The sequence below is a fragment of the Leucobacter albus genome, assembly GCF_039528015.1.
In the GTDB taxonomy this organism is placed as follows: Bacteria; Actinomycetota; Actinomycetes; order Actinomycetales; family Microbacteriaceae; genus Leucobacter; species Leucobacter albus.
Window position 1 is genome coordinate 431,637 of record NZ_BAAAKZ010000002.1, and the last position, 17,239, is coordinate 448,875.

The window sequence follows — 17,239 nt, forward strand, 5'->3', positions numbered from 1 at the left end:
CGCACCCGCACCTCGGGCCGCCGCGCTACCCCCGCTTGGCCAGCAGCTCCATGTCTGCGATGACCCGCTGCCAGCCGCTCGCCCCCTGCGGCGCATACAGCTCGCCCGAGGCAGTCAGCACGCGCAGCTGCGTGCGGTTGCCTCCCCCGAAGATCTCGACGGCGTCGGGCACCGAGCCCTGCTCGATCGCGAACATACCGGTGCCGCCAACGGTCACCTTGCCCGCGTTAGATTGCCTCGTGAGCGCGACGAAGCGCTGCCCGTCGATCCAGTCGAAGTCGATCGCCTCGCCGGTTGCCCACATCTCGATATCGGCCTCAGGGGTGAGCGCGGTTGGGGTGCCGTCTGGGTCGCGCGCGATACCGCCAACGAGCACGTAGCTCTTCGCCCCCTGGCTCACGAGTGCGCCGAGAAGGCTGCCGCCTGGCGACACCCTGACCGCGCGCACATCGAGCCCGTCGAGCCAGGGCGCGTCGAGCTCGTGCTGTGTACCGGCGGGGGCGGCGACCTTCACGGCGCCCGGGTCTGCCGCCGAGACCGACCAGGCCCACAGGTCGTCGTCGACGCTCGGCGGGAGCAGACCCTCGCGGGTGTCGATGACCGCCGTGAAGCCGTCTTCGACGATGCTCATGCCCTGGTCTCCGCGCACGGCCGCGACGGTCTTGGAGCGCGACAGTGCGACGGCGTCGCCGTGCAGGGCCTCGACGGCAGCGGTCACGCCGGTAATCGGCTCGACCCCAGCCGCTGTCACAACTCCGAAGCGGCCGTCGACGCTGCCCGCGAGTTTCGCCCCGGCCGGCACCGGCGCCGCTGGCGAGGCCGGCCCCGTCGCGTCGCGCACCGGGGTGCCGTCGACGAGCAGCTCGACGCGGCTCACCCCGGGAACCGCGTGCAGGCTCCCCTGGAGCTGAGTGAGCATCTCCTGCTGCGCCTGCGGGTTGCTCAGCCCCTCGCCCTTCAGATCGACACGGGCGAGGCCAGACTCGACGGGCACGGCGGCCTTCGTGAGCGTGACCCCTTGCGGGAAGCCGGTGCGCACGACCTGCTCGAAGCGCTTGCTCGGCCCCTCGATGAGGGCGCCGACGATCTCGGTCGACAGGGCCGCGCGCGAGAGGAACCACCGGGTGTCAGCGACCGGGCGGTCGCCGGGGCCGAGAAAGATGAGCTGGTGCTGCGACCAGATCGCTTCGAAGGTCGACCTGTCGAGAATGACCCCGGCTGGCGCCGAGGAGATGCGCCATTCGCTGCCCCGCCGCGTGAACTCGAACCTCAGCTCGGTGCTCTCCCCCGCCTCTGTCGGCAGCAGTTTCCCGATGGGGTCGACCTCGGCAACGACCGAGAGCGAGAGCATGCCGGCGGCGTCGCCGTCTTGTCTGTACGGCCGCGAGCCCTCCCAGATGAGCACCCCGAAGTATGGATCCCACTGGCTCGCGTACTCGGGGGTGAGGTACTCGCGGGCCACCGAGTAGTCGTCGCCCGGCGAGTTCGCCGCGGTCAAGAAGCCTCGCACGAGCTCCTCTTGCGATGCTCCCGCTGTCGGCCCGAACGCGCTGAACTGCACGAGCTGCTCCGCCTGGTTGATGTCGGTGAGCCCGGGTTGCACGCTACCGGATCCGGGAATGCCGGCGCAGCCAGCGAGCGTCACGGCCGCGAGCAGCGCGAGGCCGACAAAGGGCGCGCGGCGCCTGCGGGTTGTCAAGCTCATGCCTTGCCCTCCCTCGGTGCGCGCACGCTGCGCCTGAACGGGCGCCGCAGCCAGCCGCCCGTCGTGTCTTTCATGCTCGATGCCTCAGAGACGTCCTCTGGCACCAGCGGCAGCGGCGAGAGGTAGTTGGTGACGTCGTCGTGGCGCGGCAGGGTCAGGCGGAAGTTCGTGCCGAGCCCGAGCTCCGACCAGAGCTCGAGGAACCCGCCGTGCACGGCTGCGTCTTCGCGCGCGATCGCGAGGCCGAGCCCGGTGCCGCCGAGCGTGCGTTTGCGCGAGGGGTCGGCGCGCCAGAACCTGTCGAACGCGTGCTCGGCGTCGGCCGCGGTCATACCGACGCCCCAGTCGCGCACCGCGACCGCGATCGCCGCGGGGTTCGAGTCGACGGTCACGACGATCGGCCGCTCCTCGCCGTGCTCGATCGCGTTGCCGACGAGGTTCGAGATGATGCGCCTGATGCGCCGCGCGTCGACGTCGATCGGCGTGTACCCCCCGAGTGGCCGCACCTCGATGAGGCTCGGCGACAGCGGCCGGAGCGCGGTCACCACCTCGTCGACGAGGTGAACGAGGTTCGTCGGCTCCGTCTCGAGCGTCACCCGGCCCGCGTCGTAGCGCGAGATCTCGAGCAGGTCGGTGAGCAGCGCCTCGAAGCGCTCGACCTGGGTGCTCAGCACCTCAACGGCGCGCTGCTGGCCGGGCTCGAGGGTGTCTCGCTGCCCGTCGAGCACAGCACTCGCGAGGCGGATCGTGGTGAGCGGGGTGCGCAGTTCGTGCGACACGTCGGAGACGAAGCGCTGCTGCATCACCGACAGCTCGTCGAGCTCTTGGATGCGGGCCTGCAGCGTGTCTGCCATGTCGTTGAAGCCGTCGGAGAGCACGTCAAAGTGCTCGTCGTGCTGACGGGGCATGCGGGCGTCGGCCTCACCGCTGGCGAGCCGCCTGCTCGTGTCTGCCGCGACGCGAATCGGTCGAAACACGACGCGCGAGATCACCCAAACGAGCAGCCCGATGAACAGCATCATGCCGGCCGCGGTGATGAACAGCGTGCGCTGCACGAACGAGAGCGTGTCTGAGGTGTCGGTGAGGTCGTAGCCGATGTAGAGGTCGAAGACGCCGGCCCCGGCTGGGAACTTGAGCGATGAGCCGACGACGATGCCGGGGGCGACCTTCGAGTCTTCGCCGCGGAAGGTGACCGCCTGCCAGTACTGCGGCTCCTCTGCGACCAGCACGGCGTCCGAGAGCTCATCGCTCACCGCCTGGCCGAGCGCAGAGGGGGTGCTCGCGACCGGCGAGAGCTCGGGGAACGGCGCCTGGTTTTGCTGCCGCCGAATGTCGATCATCTGGCTGGCCGAGGTGTCTTGCACGGTGCGCAGCACCGAGGTGAGCAGCGATTGCAGCCCGCCGCGGTCGGCCTGGTCGAACGAGTCGATCATGCGCTGCGCCTGCACGGTCGCGCGCGCGGAGTCTTGCAGCGCCTGATCGCGGCGCGAGGAGTAGAGGTCGTTACTCACGCTCGTGAGCAGGTAGACGCCAGCGATCGCGATCATAGCCCCCGTGACGAGGCCGGTGATCGTCATGGTGCGCACCATGAGCGAGTTGTTCCAGCGCGCGCGAAACGGGCCGAACACCGGTTGCGTGAATCGCAGCCAGCGGAGCCGCAGGCGCCGCAGCGCCTGGCTCGCGCTGCCCCGTGGCTTCGGCGCCGTCATCTGCCCGTTCTACTCTGCGCGGGCGCCGGCGCGGTACCCGACGCCGCGCACGGTCGTCACGATCGTCGGGTGGTCAGGATCCACCTCGATCTTCGCGCGCAACCGCTGCACGTGAACGTTCACGAGTCGCGTATCGGCCTTGTACTGGTAGCCCCAGACCTTCTCGAGCAGCACCTCGCGGGTAAATACCTGCTGCGGCTTGCGCGCGAGAATGGCGAGCAGGTCGAATTCGAGCGGCGTCAGCGCGATGACAGTGTCGCCGCGGCGCACCTCGTGGCCGGCGACATCGATGTGCAGGTCGCCGATCTGCAGCGACTCGCTCGTCTCCTCCTGCGGTTCGCGCAGCCGCGCGCGAATTCGCGCGACGAGCTCGGCGGGGTTGAACGGCTTCACGACGTAGTCGTCTGCGCCGACCTCGAGCCCGCGCACAACGTCGCGGGTGTCGGTGCGGGCGGTGAGCATGATGATGGGCACGCCAGACTCGGCGCGAATCTGCTCACACACCTCAATGCCGTCCATGCCTGGCAGCATCACGTCGAGCAGCAGCAGGTCTGGGCGGGTTGCGCGAAACTGCTCGACGGCCTGAACGCCATCGAATGCGTGCTCAACAAGGAATCCCTCGCTCTGCAGCACCATGCTCAGCATCTCTGCGAGTGCTCTATCGTCATCCACTACGAGGATTCGTGCGCTCATGTGCCTATTATGACCGGTCGGGCTGGTAAACACGCAACCCAGCGCCTCGCGCGGCGGCCTCAGAAGTGGTCGAACCGCCCCGGCAGCAATTCCCACGGCTCGCGGCCGAGGTACTCGCACACGGCGAGGTAGACGCAGTGCTCGATGAAATAGCGGCGGTGCTCCTCGTCGTCGACGTGCAGGCCGCGCGAGCGCTGAATCGGCATGCGAAACAGCATGATGCTCCTGGCGGCGCGATCCACCGAGAACAGCATCGGCGAGCCGCTCTCGCCGCGACCGGTCGGCACCGTCTGAAACCCGATCTGCACGCCGCGCAGCTCGTCGGGAAACGCGTGCTGCAAGAACTCGACCGCGCCGCGCGCGTGCGCCTCGAAGCGCGCGACTCGGCTCGCCGGGTTCGCGAGCGCTGGCCCGGTGAGCGACGAGCGGATCGGGCGCCTGCCGTGTCGCGTCGCCCGACCGGTTGCGCGCGGGCTCCGTGAAGTCATGCCACTAGTCTACGCGCGGTGCCTCGACCCGGCGCTCAGGCCCCGGGCTGCGTGCCCGCCAGGTGCTCGCGCCGCTCGCGGAAGTCGGGGCGGTTGAAGTAGTCGGCGGTCGTCGCGGAGTCGAGCGCCGCAACGCCGCCCGCGATCCGCGCCCCCAGACGCACCCGTGCGCTCTTCACCGCCATGAGCGAAATCGCCTCGGCGCCCGCGACCGTGTCAGAGAGCGCGACGATGCCGTGATTGCCGAGCAGAATGAGCGACGGCGTCTCGCCGTGGGCGGCGACGTAGGCCTCAAGGCGCGACAGGAACAGCCGCCCGAGCTCAAGCCCCGGCTCGGCATAGGGCACGAACAGGCTGCGCCCGAGCACCATGTACTCCTCGGAATACACCGGCTCGGCAAACGCGGTCTCTGCCGCCGCGCTCGCGAGCAGGGCGACGACGTCGGTCGGGTGCGTGTGCGCGACATAGCGCACCGGAGCGAACGCGCGCACCGCCGCGTGCACAAGCGACTCGATCGAGGCGCGTACGCGGTTGCCCGCGGCATCGGTTGCCGCGAGCGCCGCGGTGAGATCGGCCTGGCCGGCCGCCGGGTCGCGCAAAATTCGCAGCAGCGGATCGAGCTCGACAACCACAAACGTGTCTTCGCTCGCCTGCCCCATCGAGGAGCCCGACGCCTTCACGACGAGCTCGCCGCCGTCGAGCAGCTCGCTCGTGTTGCCCTCGGCGAGAATCACGAGGTCGCGCTCGGGCCTGCCGAGGGCGCGGGTGAGTGCGAGGAGTTCTGGGCTGACAAGCTCTGGGGCGATGCGCGCGTTCATGGGTGACCTCTCGTGGTGGTGGTGTGGTGGTCGTGTGGTGGTGGGGGCACGGGGTGCTAGCTGGGGTCTAGCTGGGGTCGTAGCGAACCGGAATGTGCGTGCGCCGCACGAGCTCCCGGAGCTCGTCGAGCGAGCCGTCGATCAGGCCCATCGTGCGGGCCTGCAGCAGCACGTTGCCGAGCGCCGTCGCCTCGACTGGCCCCGCAAACACCGGAACGCCCGCGTGGTCGGCGAGGCGCTGGCACAGGAGCTCGTTGAGCGAGCCGCCCCCGACAATATTGATCTGAGTGAGCGGGGCATTCGCCACCCTGGCTGTGTCGCGGGCCGCGCTCGCGAACGACACCGCGAGCGACTCGACGATGCAGCGCACTGTCTCGGGGCGACCGCTCGGGGCAGGCACCCCCCGCTGTTCGCACCAGGCTGCGATGCGCGCCGGCATGTCTCCCGGCGCCGCGAAGAGTGGGTCGTCAACGGCGAGCGTTGGCTGTTTGGCCGTCACCTCGGAGGCCGCGGCAAGGAGCTCTGGCAGGTCGATGCGTTCGCCGCCGCTCTCCCACTCGCGCACGCACTCACTCAACAGCCACAGGCCCATGGCGTTGCGCATCAACAGGAACCGGCCGTCGACACCAGACTCGTTCGTGAAGCCGGCGAGCCGCGCCTCCTCCGTGAGCGTCGGGGCCGCCCGCTCCATGCCGACGAGCCCCCAGGTGCCGCACGACACGTACACCGCCCCGGCTGCCGGCATCGGCACCGCGACAACCGCCGATGCGGTGTCGTGGGCGCCAACGGCGACGACCTCGAGGCTATGGGCAAGGCCGAGCGCGTCGGCGAGCTCTGGCAGCAGCGGCCCCAGCCTGGTGCCGGGGGCAACGACCTCCGGCAGCAGTGCCGGCGGCACCCCGGCGGCCGCGACAAGCTCCGGGTCCCACTGCCCCGACGCCGCGCTCAGCAGACCCGTCGTCGATGCGATGGTGCGCTCCGCAACCCGCCTGCCGCTGAGCCAATAGCTGAACAGGTCGGGCATCATGAGCACACCGTCGGCGGCGTCGAGCAGCCCCTCTGCCCCGTCGGCGGCGAGCTGATAGATCGTGTTGATCGGGAGCTGCTCGACACCGGCGCGCCGGTACATGGATTCGGGTGCGATTCTGGCGTGCACGGCGGCGAGCGCGGCGGCAGTGCGCTCATCGCGGTAGTGGGCGGGGTTCCCGAGCAGCCTGCCTGCACGCAGCAACCCGTAGTCGACCCCCCAGGTATCGGTTGCCACCGACATCAGATCGGGCACCTCGCGGCCGGCCGCGGCCAGCCCGTCGATCGCGCCCTGCCACAGCGCGAGCACGTTCCAGTGCAGTCTGCCCCCGGCGCTCACGGGCCGGTTGGCGAAGCGGGCGAACTGCCGCATGCGCAGCACGTCTCGCCCGACCTCGCCCACAATGACCCGCCCGCTCGAGGCGCCGAAGTCGAGCGCCGCGACGTGGCCCGTCGGTGTCGTCATCGAACTCGGCTCACTCGGTTTCTTTGGCGAGCCAGCTCGTGAGCCCCTGCCACAGCGCGGCGAAGCCCTGCCAGGCGATGAATTCGGCCGGCAGCCAGTGCGGCCCCATATCGCTCGCGAACGCGGCGACGCGGCCGTCGCCCTCCTCGGCGACAACGAGCAGCGGGTAGTCGCCAACCGTCACGAGCACCTCGGCTCCCGGCTTGGCTGCGAGCCTGTGGTGGCCGAGAATCGCGGGCCACTCGCCGGCGATGGGCGCGGTGATGGCGTGCGCGGCAGCAACCACTGGCAGGGCGCCCTCTGGTGTCTCCTCGCGGTCGTCGCCGACCTCCATCTCGACGGGCAGCACGGAAGCGAGCGGGGTGTTGCGGTAGTTCGCCTTGCCCTCAATGCCCTGGAAGGTGAGGTAGCCGCCCACCATGAGCAGGGCGCCACCCCGCCGCGTCCAGTCGACGAGCACCTGCAGCCGGTTGGGCATGCGCTCACCGCGCGCGAACACGCGGTCTGGCAGCAGCAGCGTGTTCGCCCCGATGTCGCTGAGCACGACGACGTCGTACTCGTCGAGCTCGGCAGCCGTCGTCGGGAACTGCTCGGCGGCGATGTGGTTGGGCATGAAGACGACCTCGTGGCCGCCGGCCTTCACGGCCGCGATGAAGTCTGCGGCGCCCTCGCCGTAGGAGGAGGTTGTGAAGGTGTCGAAGCCCTTCGCGTGGATCGTGGTCGTGGCCCACGACTCGCCAGCCAACAAGATTCTTGCCATGGTGTGTGTCCGTTCTGTTAGAAAGCGAGGCCGCGCGGCTCTGGCCCGAGCTGGGCCTCCCGCGGGTCTACGACCTGAAAGTTGTTTGCGCGATAGGCCTCGTAGTCGAAGCTCTCGCACTCGTCGAAGCCGATCTGGTGGTACTCGTCGAAGCCCTCCCAGGCCTCGTAGCCGTCGCCAAAGCCGTGTTCGAGAAATGCCTCGGCCATCGCCTTGCCGAGGCGCGGGCCGGTGAAGAACGCCCCCATCGCGAGCAGGTTGCAGTTGTTCGCTGTGGTCGCCCGCTTCGCTGCCGGCAGGGTTTCGCAGACCGCGGCGTGCACGTGCGGCACCTTGCTCGCCGCTACGTGAATGCCCATGCCCGAGCCGCAAAACGCGAGGGCCTTCTCGTACTCACGCTCGGCGATCTGTGCCCCGAGCATAAACCCGACCCGGTGGTACATCGGGGCCTCCGCCTGCACTGGCGTGAGGTCGCGCACCGTCCACCCGCGCGCCTCGAGGTGCTCCTTCACCGCCTCCTTGAGCGGGAACCCCGCGAAATCTGCGCCGACGACGACGTGGCGATCACTCGTGAGCCTCATGATGCGTTTCCTTTCCAGCGGAAGAGCCGTGCGAGATTGTTGTTCTTACCCCACTGGTTGACGACGATGACCAGCAGCAGCACCCCGCCCCAGATGAGCGGGCGGTAGAAATTACTAATGTTCGGGAACGTGTTCAGCAGCGACGACAGCACCTGCAGCACGACGACCGCGAGGATGACGCCGGAGAGTCTGCCGGAGCCGCCGTTCGGGTTCACCCCGCCGAGCACGACGATGAGCACAGCGAGCAGCGTGTACGTCGAGCCGTAGTCGGCCTTCGCAGAGTTGTAGTTCGCGAGCATGACGAGCCCGGCAAGCGAGGCAAGCACGCCCGAGATCATGTAGGTACGAATGATCAGGCTTGTGGTCTTGAGGCCGCTGAACTGGGCTGCGGTCTCGTTCGAGCCGAGCATGTAGAGCTTCGTGCCGAAGGCGCTCTTGTACATGAGCAGCCCGACGAGAACCGCGCCGATGATGAAGATAATGAGCGGCATGGGAATCACCCCAAACAGCCGGCTCGCCATCACCTCGGCGTACTGTGGCGGGAGCCCGCTCGTCGGCTTGCCGCCGCTCACGATCACGGCGATGCCGGTGAACAACTCGAACGTGCCGAGCGTCACCAAGATTGCCGGGATGCGCACTTTGGCAACGAGAATGCCGTTGAGCGCGCCCGCAAGCGCACCGATCACGAGCGACAGCCCGATCGCCGCGGCGAGCGCGAGGTAGCCAGTCGAGGCGTCAGAGCCGACCGGAGCGATCTGCAGCATCAGCAGCGCGCTGCCGATCGCCGTCATGTTCGCGATGCCGACGACCGAGAGGTCGATACCCCCGATCACCATCGCGAGCATCACACCGAGCGCCATGAGGCCAAACTCGGGGAACTGGATCGCCATCGATTGCCAGGTCGCGAGCCCGAAGAAGTTCTTCGGCTTCACAATCGCGAAGAAGATCAGCAGCAGGGCGAGGATCGCGGCCAGCCGCACAACGTGTTGGTCGCGGAACAGGCCGAGGCGCGGGTTCAACGATGTCACCTTTTGGAGCATTATGCGGAGCCCTTCTGAATCAGCGCAGCCGAGTTTTTGCGGTTGCGGCGGGTGAGCTGTACGGCCGAGATGCCCGTGCCAACGATGATGAGCACGCCGAGCGCGAAGCCCTGCCAGAACGTCGGAATACCGACGAGAATCATGCTGTTCTGCACGATGACGATGAGCAGCGTTCCGAGCATCGCGCCGGTGAGCGTGCCAGTGCCGCCCGTGATCGCTGTGCCGCCGAGCACGACGGCCGCGATCACCATGAGTTCCATGCCCAGCAGGTTCGTCGGGTGCATCTGATCCATCATGCTCGTGCGCACGAGGCCGGCGATCGCGGCGATCACGCCGACGGCGACGTACAGCCAGAACTTGATGCGCCGCACGTTGAAACCGGCGCGGGAGGCTGCGCTCTCGTCACCGCCGAGGGCGTAGATGCCGCGCCCGAACGTGGTGAAGCGGAGCACGACGAACGCGATGGCGACGACCGCAATGAGCAGCAGGAACGACACCGGCATGTTCGAGGTCAGCCCCGACTGCGGGTTCTTCGCGACGAAGAGCGTCGCGCGCCCGAATTCGCTCATGCCGGCGGGAATATTCGGAATCTGCACAGACCCGAGCACCCCCTGCATGATGCCGGAGAACACGCTCGCGGTGCCGAGGGTGATGATGAGCACCGGCACGGCAAAGCGAGAGGCGAAGAGGCCGTTGAACGCACCGAGCACGGCACCGACCGCGATCGCCATGAGAAACGGCAGCCAGATGCCGCCGCCCCAGCCCGCGTCAACGAGCACGCGCGTGGTGACGTACACCGCGAGCGAGGCGAGCGCCGGGAACGAGACGTCGATGCCACCCGACACGAGCACCATGAAGGCGCCGACGGCGAACAGCCCGGGCACCACCATGGCGTTCGCGATGTCGACCAGATTGTTGGCGGTGAAGAACTGGCCGCTGCGAGCCTGAATAATCAGGCTCAATACGACGATAACGAGGAGCAGGTAGAACTCGTTTGCGCGAACGATTTTGCTGAGGTACGAGCGCATCTCAACCCTCTTCCTGTCGGGGCGCCACATCCGCCGACATCAGCGCGGCGAGCTCGGCGTCGGTGGTGGTCGCCGGGTCGAGCTCACGCATGATGCGGCCGGCGTTCATGACGAGAACCCGGTTGCAGTTCTGCAACACCTCGGGAATGTCGTCGGAGATGATGATGACCGCGAGGCCGGTGGCCGCAAGCTCGCGCAGCACCCGGTGAATGTCGTGCTTCGAACCGATGTCGACGCCGACGGTTGGGCCGTTGAGAATGAGCACGCGCGGCTGCGTGGCGAGCCACTTCGCGAGCACCACCCGCTGCTGGTTTCCGCCCGACAGCGTGCTCACGGCGTTCTCGGCGTTGGGCGTCGCGATGCGCAGCTCATCGATCCAGCGCTGAGCCTCGGCGGCGACGCGCTTATGGTCGAGGGCTCCGGCTTTCACGAACGCATCGATCTCGGCGATCACGATGTTCGACCCGATCGATCGCTCAAGGGCCAGGCCCTCGGTGAGCCTGTCTTCTGGAACGTAGCCGATGCCGTGCGCGATCGCGCTGCGCACTCCGTCGAAGGTAACCGGCGCACCGTCGATCTTGATCTCGCCGGAGTCGATGCCGTACGCCCCGAAGAGCGCGAGGGCGAGCTCGGTGCGACCCGAGCCGAGCAGCCCGGTGATGCCGAGAATCTCTCCGGGCCGGAGCGCGAGGTCGACGCCTTCGAATGCTCCCGCACTCGTCAGCGCAGAGACCTCGAGAACGGGCCCGGCCGCCGAAATCTCAGGGGTGAACCGGCTCTCGTCGAACTCCCTGCCCGTCATGAAATACGAGAACTTCTTGTGGTCGAGCTCCTCGGGCAGGCAAGTGATGACGTGCTTGCCGTTGCGAATAATCGTGAACTTCTCGCTGATCTCAAAGACCTCTTCGAGCTTGTGGCTCACAAACAGCGTCGCAATGCCGCGAGCTTTCAGCCCGAGAATAATCTCGAACAGCGCCGAGACCTCGCGCTTGGTGAGCGCCGTCGTCGGCTCGTCCATAATGATGAGTTTCGCGTCGCTCATCAGCGCCCGCGAGATGGCGACGAGCTGCTTCTGCGCAACGGACAGGGACCCGACCCTGGCGTCGAGGTCGATGTCGACGTCGATCTTCGCCAGGGCCGCCGCGGCGACCGAGCGCATGCGGCGCCAGTTAACGAAGGTTCGCCCCGCTGAGACCTCGGCTGGTAGCGCAAGGTTCTCGAGCACCGAGAGGTTCGGGAAGAGCGAGAAATCTTGATAGATGACCTGCACGCCGCCCGCGATTGCGGCCCGGGGGCTGAGTTTTGCGAGCTGCTCGCCGCCGAGCTCGACGGTGCCGGCGTCTGGGGCGTGCACCCCCGAAATCACCTTGATGAGTGTCGACTTGCCGCTGCCATTTTCGCCGGCGAGGCAGTGAATCTCGCCAGGCGCGATCTCCAGCGAGACGTTGTCGAGCGCCTGCACTCCAGCGAACGCCTTGCTGACGCCGCGCACTGCAATGACGTGTTCCACCATCAGCGCATCCTTTCCTGCTCTGTGTGTGGGGTACCCAGGGTGCGCCCCGGCGGCAGATTGCCGCGCCAGGGCGCACCCTCGGCGCCGTTAGAAGCCGAAGCTGTCGACGTTGTCTTTGTTGATAACGACCCAGCCGTTGCCCTCGAGCACCTTGTCGCTGCCCTCGGCAAACTTCATGTCTTCGTAGCCCTTGACGCCGAGGTTGACGCCGTCGGCGATCTTCTCGCCGTCGAGAATCTTCGTCGCGAGCGAAGCGAGCGCGTAGCCGGCATCTGCCGGGTCCCAGAGGGTCAGGCTCTTCACGAGGCCCTTGTCGAGAATGCTCTTGTTCGCGGCAGGCATGCCGGTGCCGGTGACGAAGACCTTGCCCGTCAGGCCGAGCTCCTCGATCGCACGGGCAACACCTGGGGCGTCGAACGAAGAGGTGCCGACGATGCCCTTCACCTCTGGGTACTTCTTGAGCACCTCCTTGGCCGACTGGTACGCGACCTCGCCGTCGTCTTGCGACTCGACGCGCGGCTCGGCCTCGAGGAGGGTCATGTTCGGGTACTCCGCCTCGGCGCGAGCAACCGCGCCGTCTGCCCACTCATTGTGCGAGGCATTCGTGACGTGGCCGACCATCGTCGTGTACACGCCCTCTTCGCCCATCGCCTCGGCGAGGTTGTCCATGATGAACCCGCCGTAGTCGCTGTTGTTGAATGCCTCGATGTCGTACATCGTGTTCTCTTGGCTCGCGCCCTCGTGGGTGACCACGACGATGCCCGCGTCCATCGCCTGCTTGAGCACCGTCTCGAGCGCGCCGGGGTCGACCGGAATCACGCCGATGGCGTCAACGCCCTGGGCGATAAGGTCTTGGATGACCTGCGCCTGCATCGTCGCGTCGGTTTCGGCTGGCCCCTTCTGGTAGACCTCCATGCCGGTGTCGGCCGCGTAGGTCTTCACGCCCTCTTCCATGCGCACGAACCACGGGTTCGTAGCGTCTTTCGGAACAATCGCGATCGTGTAGTCGCCGTCTCCCGCGCCCTCGCCCGACCCGCCGGGCTCTGCAGACTGCCCGCCGGGGGTACAGGCCGTAAGCCCGAGTGTGAGCACGGCGGCGACACCGAGTGCGGCCTTGGTAAAGCGTCGTTGCTTCATGTTGTTCTCCTTGTTACGACTGCGTATCGGAATGCAACCCCGCCAGAAAACTGCCCTCGCGTCATTGCGTGATATAACTTTTGAAGCGCTTCATTTTCTGAAGCGGTTCAAAGCTACATGCTCACGCCACGTCGCGCAACAGCGGGCGCACATTGGCCCTAGAGTGATCTGAGTCAGCCGCTCCAGGACGAAAGGCAACCGATTTGTCGCGAAGCCCAGCACACGAGCGCGGCCCAGTGCGGCTGAGAGACGTCGCCGAGCTCGCCGGGGTGGCGACCGGCACGGTCTCGAACACCATCAACCACCCCGAGCGCGTGCACCCGCGCACGCGAGTCGTGGTTGAAGACGCGATTCGCACGCTCGGCTTCGTGCCGAACCAGCAGGCGCGCGTGCTCACCGGCGCGGCGAGCTCGGTCATCGGTCTCGTGGTGCTCGACGTCGAGAGCCCGTTTTACATGGAGACCGCCCACGCGCTCGAGCGCGCCGTGCGCGAATCGGGCAACGTCGTGATGCTCTGCAACTCGGAGGGAGACCTCGAGCGCGAGGAGGCGCTGCTCACGATGCTCGCCGCGCAGCGCGTGCGCGGCGCCCTGCTCGCACCAGCTACCCCCGACGCCCACGCCGACCGCTACCTGAACCTGCCGGGCAACCTGCCGATCGTGCTCCTCGACTTCGACGGGGGCGACGAGCACTGCTCGGTAACCGTCGATAACGTTAGCGGTGGCGCCCTCGCAATCAACCATCTGCTCGGGCTCGGGCACACCCGCATCGCCTTTCTCGGCGGCTCGCCCAACCTCCGTCAGTTCAGGCAGCGCGCCAAGGGCGCGCGCGGCGCCCTCCAGGCCGCCGGGCTCGACCCGCGCGAGCATCTCACCGAGGTGAGCGTCTCTGGCATCGGCATTCGCGACGGCCAGCAGGCGGCCGAGCTGCTGCTCGAGTCGGGCGTGCCAGACGCGATCTTTTGCGGCAACGACATGCTCGCCTTCGGCGCCTACCGAGCACTCACGAGCGCTGGGCTGTCGGTGCCAGACGATGTCGCCATTGTCGGCTATGACGACATCGAGTTCGCCAAAGACTGGGTGGTGCCGCTCACGTCGATCAGGCAGCCCATTGCGTCGCTCGGCCAGCACGCCGCGCAGCTGCTGCTCGAGCACTCGGCTGGAGACGACGCGCACGAGCACCGCCACGTCGTGCTCGAGCCCGAGCTCATTGTTCGCAGCTCGAGCGATCGGCGGCGCGCGACCACCGCGTAGGGCCCGAGCGCCACGCGCGCTAGTCTGAGCGAGATCACTCACTCGGCTACCGGGAAGGCTCACTGGCGATGGCCACGAACAGCACACTCCACGCAGAGGCGCGCCGCGCCGAGATTCTCAGCACGATCAACCGTGAGGGCAGCGCGCAGCTCGAAGATCTTGCGACCAGGCTCGGGGTCTCCGCGATGACGGTGCGGCGCGACCTCGACGACCTCGAGGCCGAGGGCCTGCTGCGACGCGTGCGCGGTGGTGCGGTCGCCGTGCAGGGGCCGCGCCCGTTTGGCGAGCGCCGCGAGACCCGCGGGCGCGCAAAGCAGGCCATCGCCGCGAAGGCCGCTGCGCTGCTGCCGCGCGATGGCGCGATCGCGCTCGACGCCTCGAGCACGGTCGGCGCGCTCTCCCCGGCACTGCACTCGCAGCCGGGCCTGATCGTGGCGACAAACTCCCTCGAGAACTTCGTTTCGCTTCAGACGGCACCCGAGACCACTCCGCTGCTCCTCGGTGGCGAGCGCGATCGCGCGACGGGCAGCTTCGTGGGAAAGCTCGCCTGCGATGCCGCCGCATCGATGCACTATCGCGTGTTTTTCACCTCGGCGGCCGCGATCCACCCCGTGCACGGCACCTCCGAAGCCTCGCTCGCCGAGAGCCAGGTCAAGCGCACCCTCGCGACCAACAGCGCGAGCACGGTGCTCTGCGTCGACTCATCGAAGCTCGGGAGCGTTGCGCTCGCCACGACGCTCGCGCTCGAAGACATCGATGTGCTGATCACTGAGCTCGACCCTGCGGCGGCCGACCTCGACCCCTACCGCGGGCTCGTCGAGATCAGATAACCCTTGCGCTTCACGTTAGATCTTGTAATATCTACCAAGAACTAACAGCATTGGAGCTCGCATGTCTCTCAGCCCAGCAGCCGCGCTGATCGCGCGCAGCAACCGCCTCGGCAAGAACCCGAAGAACACGAACTACGCCGGCGGCAACACGTCGGCCAAGGGCAGCGCAGTCGACCCCGTCACCGGCGAACCGGTCGAGCTCTTGTGGGTGAAGGGTTCGGGAGGCGACCTGGGCACGCTCGAAGAGAGTGGGCTCGCCGTGCTGCGCATGGACAGGGTGCGGCAGCTCGCTGGGGCCTACGCAGGCATCGACCGCGAAGACGAGATGGTCGACGCCCTCGCGTACTGCCTGCACGGCGCGGGCGGGGCGGCCCCCTCGATCGACACCGCAATGCACGGCCTCGTCGACGCTGCGCACGTCGACCACCTACACCCCGACTCGGGCATCGCCATCGCAACCGCGGTCGACGGCGAGGCACTCACCCGCACCATCTTCGGCGAGCGGGTGCTCTGGGTGCCGTGGCGCAGGCCGGGCTTCCAGCTCGGCCTCGACATCGCCGAGCTGCAGCGCGCGCACCCGAACGCGGTCGGCACCATTCTCGGCGGGCACGGCATCACCGCGTGGGGTGCCACCTCAGACGAAGCCGAGCGCAATTCGCAGTGGATCATCGACACGGCCGAGCGCTACATCGAGGCGAACGGATCACCCGCCCCGTTCGGCGCCGAGCGACCCGGCTATGCCCCGCTCCCAGAGCCCGAGCGCCGCGCCCGAGCGGCCGCGCTCGCTCCGAGCATTCGTGGCATCGCATCAAGCGAGCGCACCATGGTGGGGCACTTCACAGACTCCCCCGCTGTGCTCGAATTCCTCGCCTCAGAGAAGGCGCCGCGGCTGGCAGCACTCGGCACCAGCTGCCCCGACCACTTTTTGCGCACAAAGGTGCGCCCACTGCTGCTCGACCTGCCCGCGACCGCGACGCTGCCCGAACAGCTCGCGCGCCTCGACGAGCTGCACTCAGAATACCGCGAGGCATACCGGGCCTACTACGACGAACATCGCACCCAAGACAGCCCCGCGATGCGGGGAGCAGACCCGCTCATCGTGCTGGTGCCTGGCGTCGGCATGTTCTCGTATGGGGCGAACAAGCAGACCGCGCGCGTCGCAGGCGAGTTCTACCTCAACGCGATCAATGTGATGCGTGGCGCCGAGGCCCTATCGACCTACGCGCCAATCTCAGACGCCGAGAAGTTTCGCATCGAGTACTGGGCGCTCGAAGAGGCGAAGCTGCAGCGACTGCCGAAGCCCAAGAGCCACCAGGGCCGAATCGCCTTCGTCACTGGCGCCGCGTCGGGAATCGGTAGGGCAACCGCCACCCGGCTCGCAGCCGAGGGGGCCTGCGTCGTTATCGCCGACCTCGACCTCGCAGCCGCCGAGCGCGTCGCCGCCGAGCTCGGCGGGCCCGACGTCGCCATCGGGGTCGCAGCGAACGTCGCCGACCCGCTCGCGGTTCGCGCCGCGATCGACACAGCGGTGCTCGCATTCGGCGGCATCGATCTCGTCGTGAATAACGCGGGGCTGTCGCTCTCGAAGCCGCTGCTTGACACCACCGAACACGACTGGGATCTGCAGCACAACGTCATGGCAAAGGGCTCGTTTCTCGTGTCGCAGGCGGCCGCGGCAGTGCTCATCGCCCAGCGCCTCGGCGGCGACATCGTGTACATCTCATCGAAGAACTCCGTGTTCGCTGGCCCGAACAACATCGCGTACTCGGCGACCAAGGCAGACCAGGCGCACCAGGTTCGCCTGCTCGCGGTCGAGCTCGGCGAGCACGGGATTCGCGTCAACGGCATCAACCCAGACGGCGTCGTGCGGGGTTCGGGCATCTTCGCATCTGGCTGGGGCGCGAACCGCGCCGCAACCTACGGCATCGCCGAGAAAGACCTCGGGCAGTTCTACGCGAACCGCACCATTCTCGGCAGGGAGGTCGTTCCCGAGAACGTCGCAGACGCCGTCTTTGTGCTCACCGGGCCCGAGCTCAGTCGCACGACTGGGCTGCACGTACCCGTCGACTCCGGGGTGGCCGCTGCGTTTCTGCGCTAACGCGCGCCCACCCGCGCCCACCCGCGGCCACCCGCGAGCCGCGCACGGCCCCCGCGAGCCGCGCGCGAGCGCGGCCGCGGGGCCCGAGCGGTCG

Annotated in this window: 15 protein-coding genes; 3 read left to right on the forward strand and 12 right to left on the reverse strand. The window is 67.8% G+C overall.

Features of this window, described 5'->3' with window-relative positions:
* Positions 1 to 25 precede the first annotated feature (25 nt).
* The 12 genes from ABD115_RS03540 to ABD115_RS03595 all read right to left on the reverse strand — a co-directional run bounded on the left by ABD115_RS03540 (position 26) and on the right by ABD115_RS03595 (position 12,964).
* Positions 26 to 1,705 carry an LpqB family beta-propeller domain-containing protein gene (locus tag ABD115_RS03540; protein ID WP_343958261.1) on the reverse strand — a complete coding sequence of 560 codons (1,680 nt, stop codon included), beginning with the start codon at positions 1,703 to 1,705 and terminating at the stop codon, positions 26 to 28.
* Complete coding sequence (gene mtrB, locus ABD115_RS03545; RefSeq protein ID WP_343958263.1) at positions 1,702 to 3,414, reverse strand: MtrAB system histidine kinase MtrB; 1,713 nt, start codon at positions 3,412 to 3,414, stop codon at positions 1,702 to 1,704. Before mtrB ends, ABD115_RS03540 begins: the two co-directional genes overlap by 4 nt.
* 9 nt (positions 3,415 to 3,423) lie before the next feature.
* A complete protein-coding gene (gene mtrA / locus ABD115_RS03550; RefSeq protein ID WP_343958265.1) occupies positions 3,424 to 4,107 on the reverse strand; it encodes an MtrAB system response regulator MtrA in 684 nt (227 codons plus the stop codon).
* Positions 4,108 to 4,166: 59 nt separating this feature from the next.
* Positions 4,167 to 4,595: a metallopeptidase family protein gene (locus ABD115_RS03555; protein ID WP_343958267.1), complete on the reverse strand. Its 429-nt coding sequence runs from the start codon at positions 4,593 to 4,595 to the stop codon at positions 4,167 to 4,169.
* Positions 4,596 to 4,630: 35 nt separating this feature from the next.
* Entirely contained in the window at positions 4,631 to 5,413 is a 783-nt protein-coding gene (locus tag ABD115_RS03560) for a class II aldolase/adducin family protein (protein WP_343958269.1), read from the reverse strand.
* 67 nt (positions 5,414 to 5,480) lie between these two features.
* Complete coding sequence (locus tag ABD115_RS03565; RefSeq protein ID WP_343958271.1) at positions 5,481 to 6,905, reverse strand: rhamnulokinase; 1,425 nt, start codon at positions 6,903 to 6,905, stop codon at positions 5,481 to 5,483.
* 10 nt (positions 6,906 to 6,915) lie between these two features.
* Positions 6,916 to 7,665 carry a glutamine amidotransferase gene (locus ABD115_RS03570; RefSeq protein WP_343958273.1) on the reverse strand — a complete coding sequence of 250 codons (750 nt, stop codon included), beginning with the start codon at positions 7,663 to 7,665 and terminating at the stop codon, positions 6,916 to 6,918.
* 17 nt (positions 7,666 to 7,682) lie between these two features.
* On the reverse strand, positions 7,683 to 8,246 hold the full coding sequence (locus tag ABD115_RS03575; protein ID WP_343958275.1) for an RpiB/LacA/LacB family sugar-phosphate isomerase: 564 nt from the start codon (positions 8,244 to 8,246) through the stop codon (positions 7,683 to 7,685).
* A complete protein-coding gene (locus ABD115_RS03580; protein ID WP_343958277.1) occupies positions 8,243 to 9,274 on the reverse strand; it encodes an ABC transporter permease in 1,032 nt (343 codons plus the stop codon). The genes ABD115_RS03575 and ABD115_RS03580 overlap by 4 nt, the downstream gene beginning before the upstream one ends.
* A gap of 11 nt (positions 9,275 to 9,285) precedes the next feature.
* On the reverse strand, positions 9,286 to 10,314 hold the full coding sequence (locus tag ABD115_RS03585; protein ID WP_343958279.1) for an ABC transporter permease: 1,029 nt from the start codon (positions 10,312 to 10,314) through the stop codon (positions 9,286 to 9,288).
* Between the two features lies 1 nt (position 10,315).
* Positions 10,316 to 11,824, reverse strand: coding sequence for a sugar ABC transporter ATP-binding protein (locus ABD115_RS03590; protein WP_343958281.1), 1,509 nt, complete (start codon positions 11,822 to 11,824; stop codon positions 10,316 to 10,318).
* 90 nt (positions 11,825 to 11,914) lie between these two features.
* Positions 11,915 to 12,964, reverse strand: coding sequence for an autoinducer 2 ABC transporter substrate-binding protein (locus ABD115_RS03595; protein ID WP_343958283.1), 1,050 nt, complete (start codon positions 12,962 to 12,964; stop codon positions 11,915 to 11,917).
* A 203-nt stretch (positions 12,965 to 13,167) separates the two neighbouring features.
* Here ABD115_RS03595 and ABD115_RS03600 point away from each other — a divergent pair, with 203 nt between their 5' ends.
* From ABD115_RS03600 to ABD115_RS03610, 3 genes are all read left to right on the forward strand, one after another.
* Positions 13,168 to 14,217, forward strand: a complete 1,050-nt coding sequence (locus tag ABD115_RS03600; protein ID WP_343958285.1) for a LacI family DNA-binding transcriptional regulator — start codon at positions 13,168 to 13,170, stop codon at positions 14,215 to 14,217.
* Between the two features lie 68 nt (positions 14,218 to 14,285).
* Positions 14,286 to 15,047, forward strand: a complete 762-nt coding sequence (locus ABD115_RS03605; protein WP_343958287.1) for a DeoR/GlpR family DNA-binding transcription regulator — start codon at positions 14,286 to 14,288, stop codon at positions 15,045 to 15,047.
* Between the two features lie 61 nt (positions 15,048 to 15,108).
* Positions 15,109 to 17,145, forward strand: coding sequence for a bifunctional aldolase/short-chain dehydrogenase (locus ABD115_RS03610; RefSeq protein WP_343958289.1), 2,037 nt, complete (start codon positions 15,109 to 15,111; stop codon positions 17,143 to 17,145).
* Positions 17,146 to 17,239: the final 94 nt, after the last annotated feature.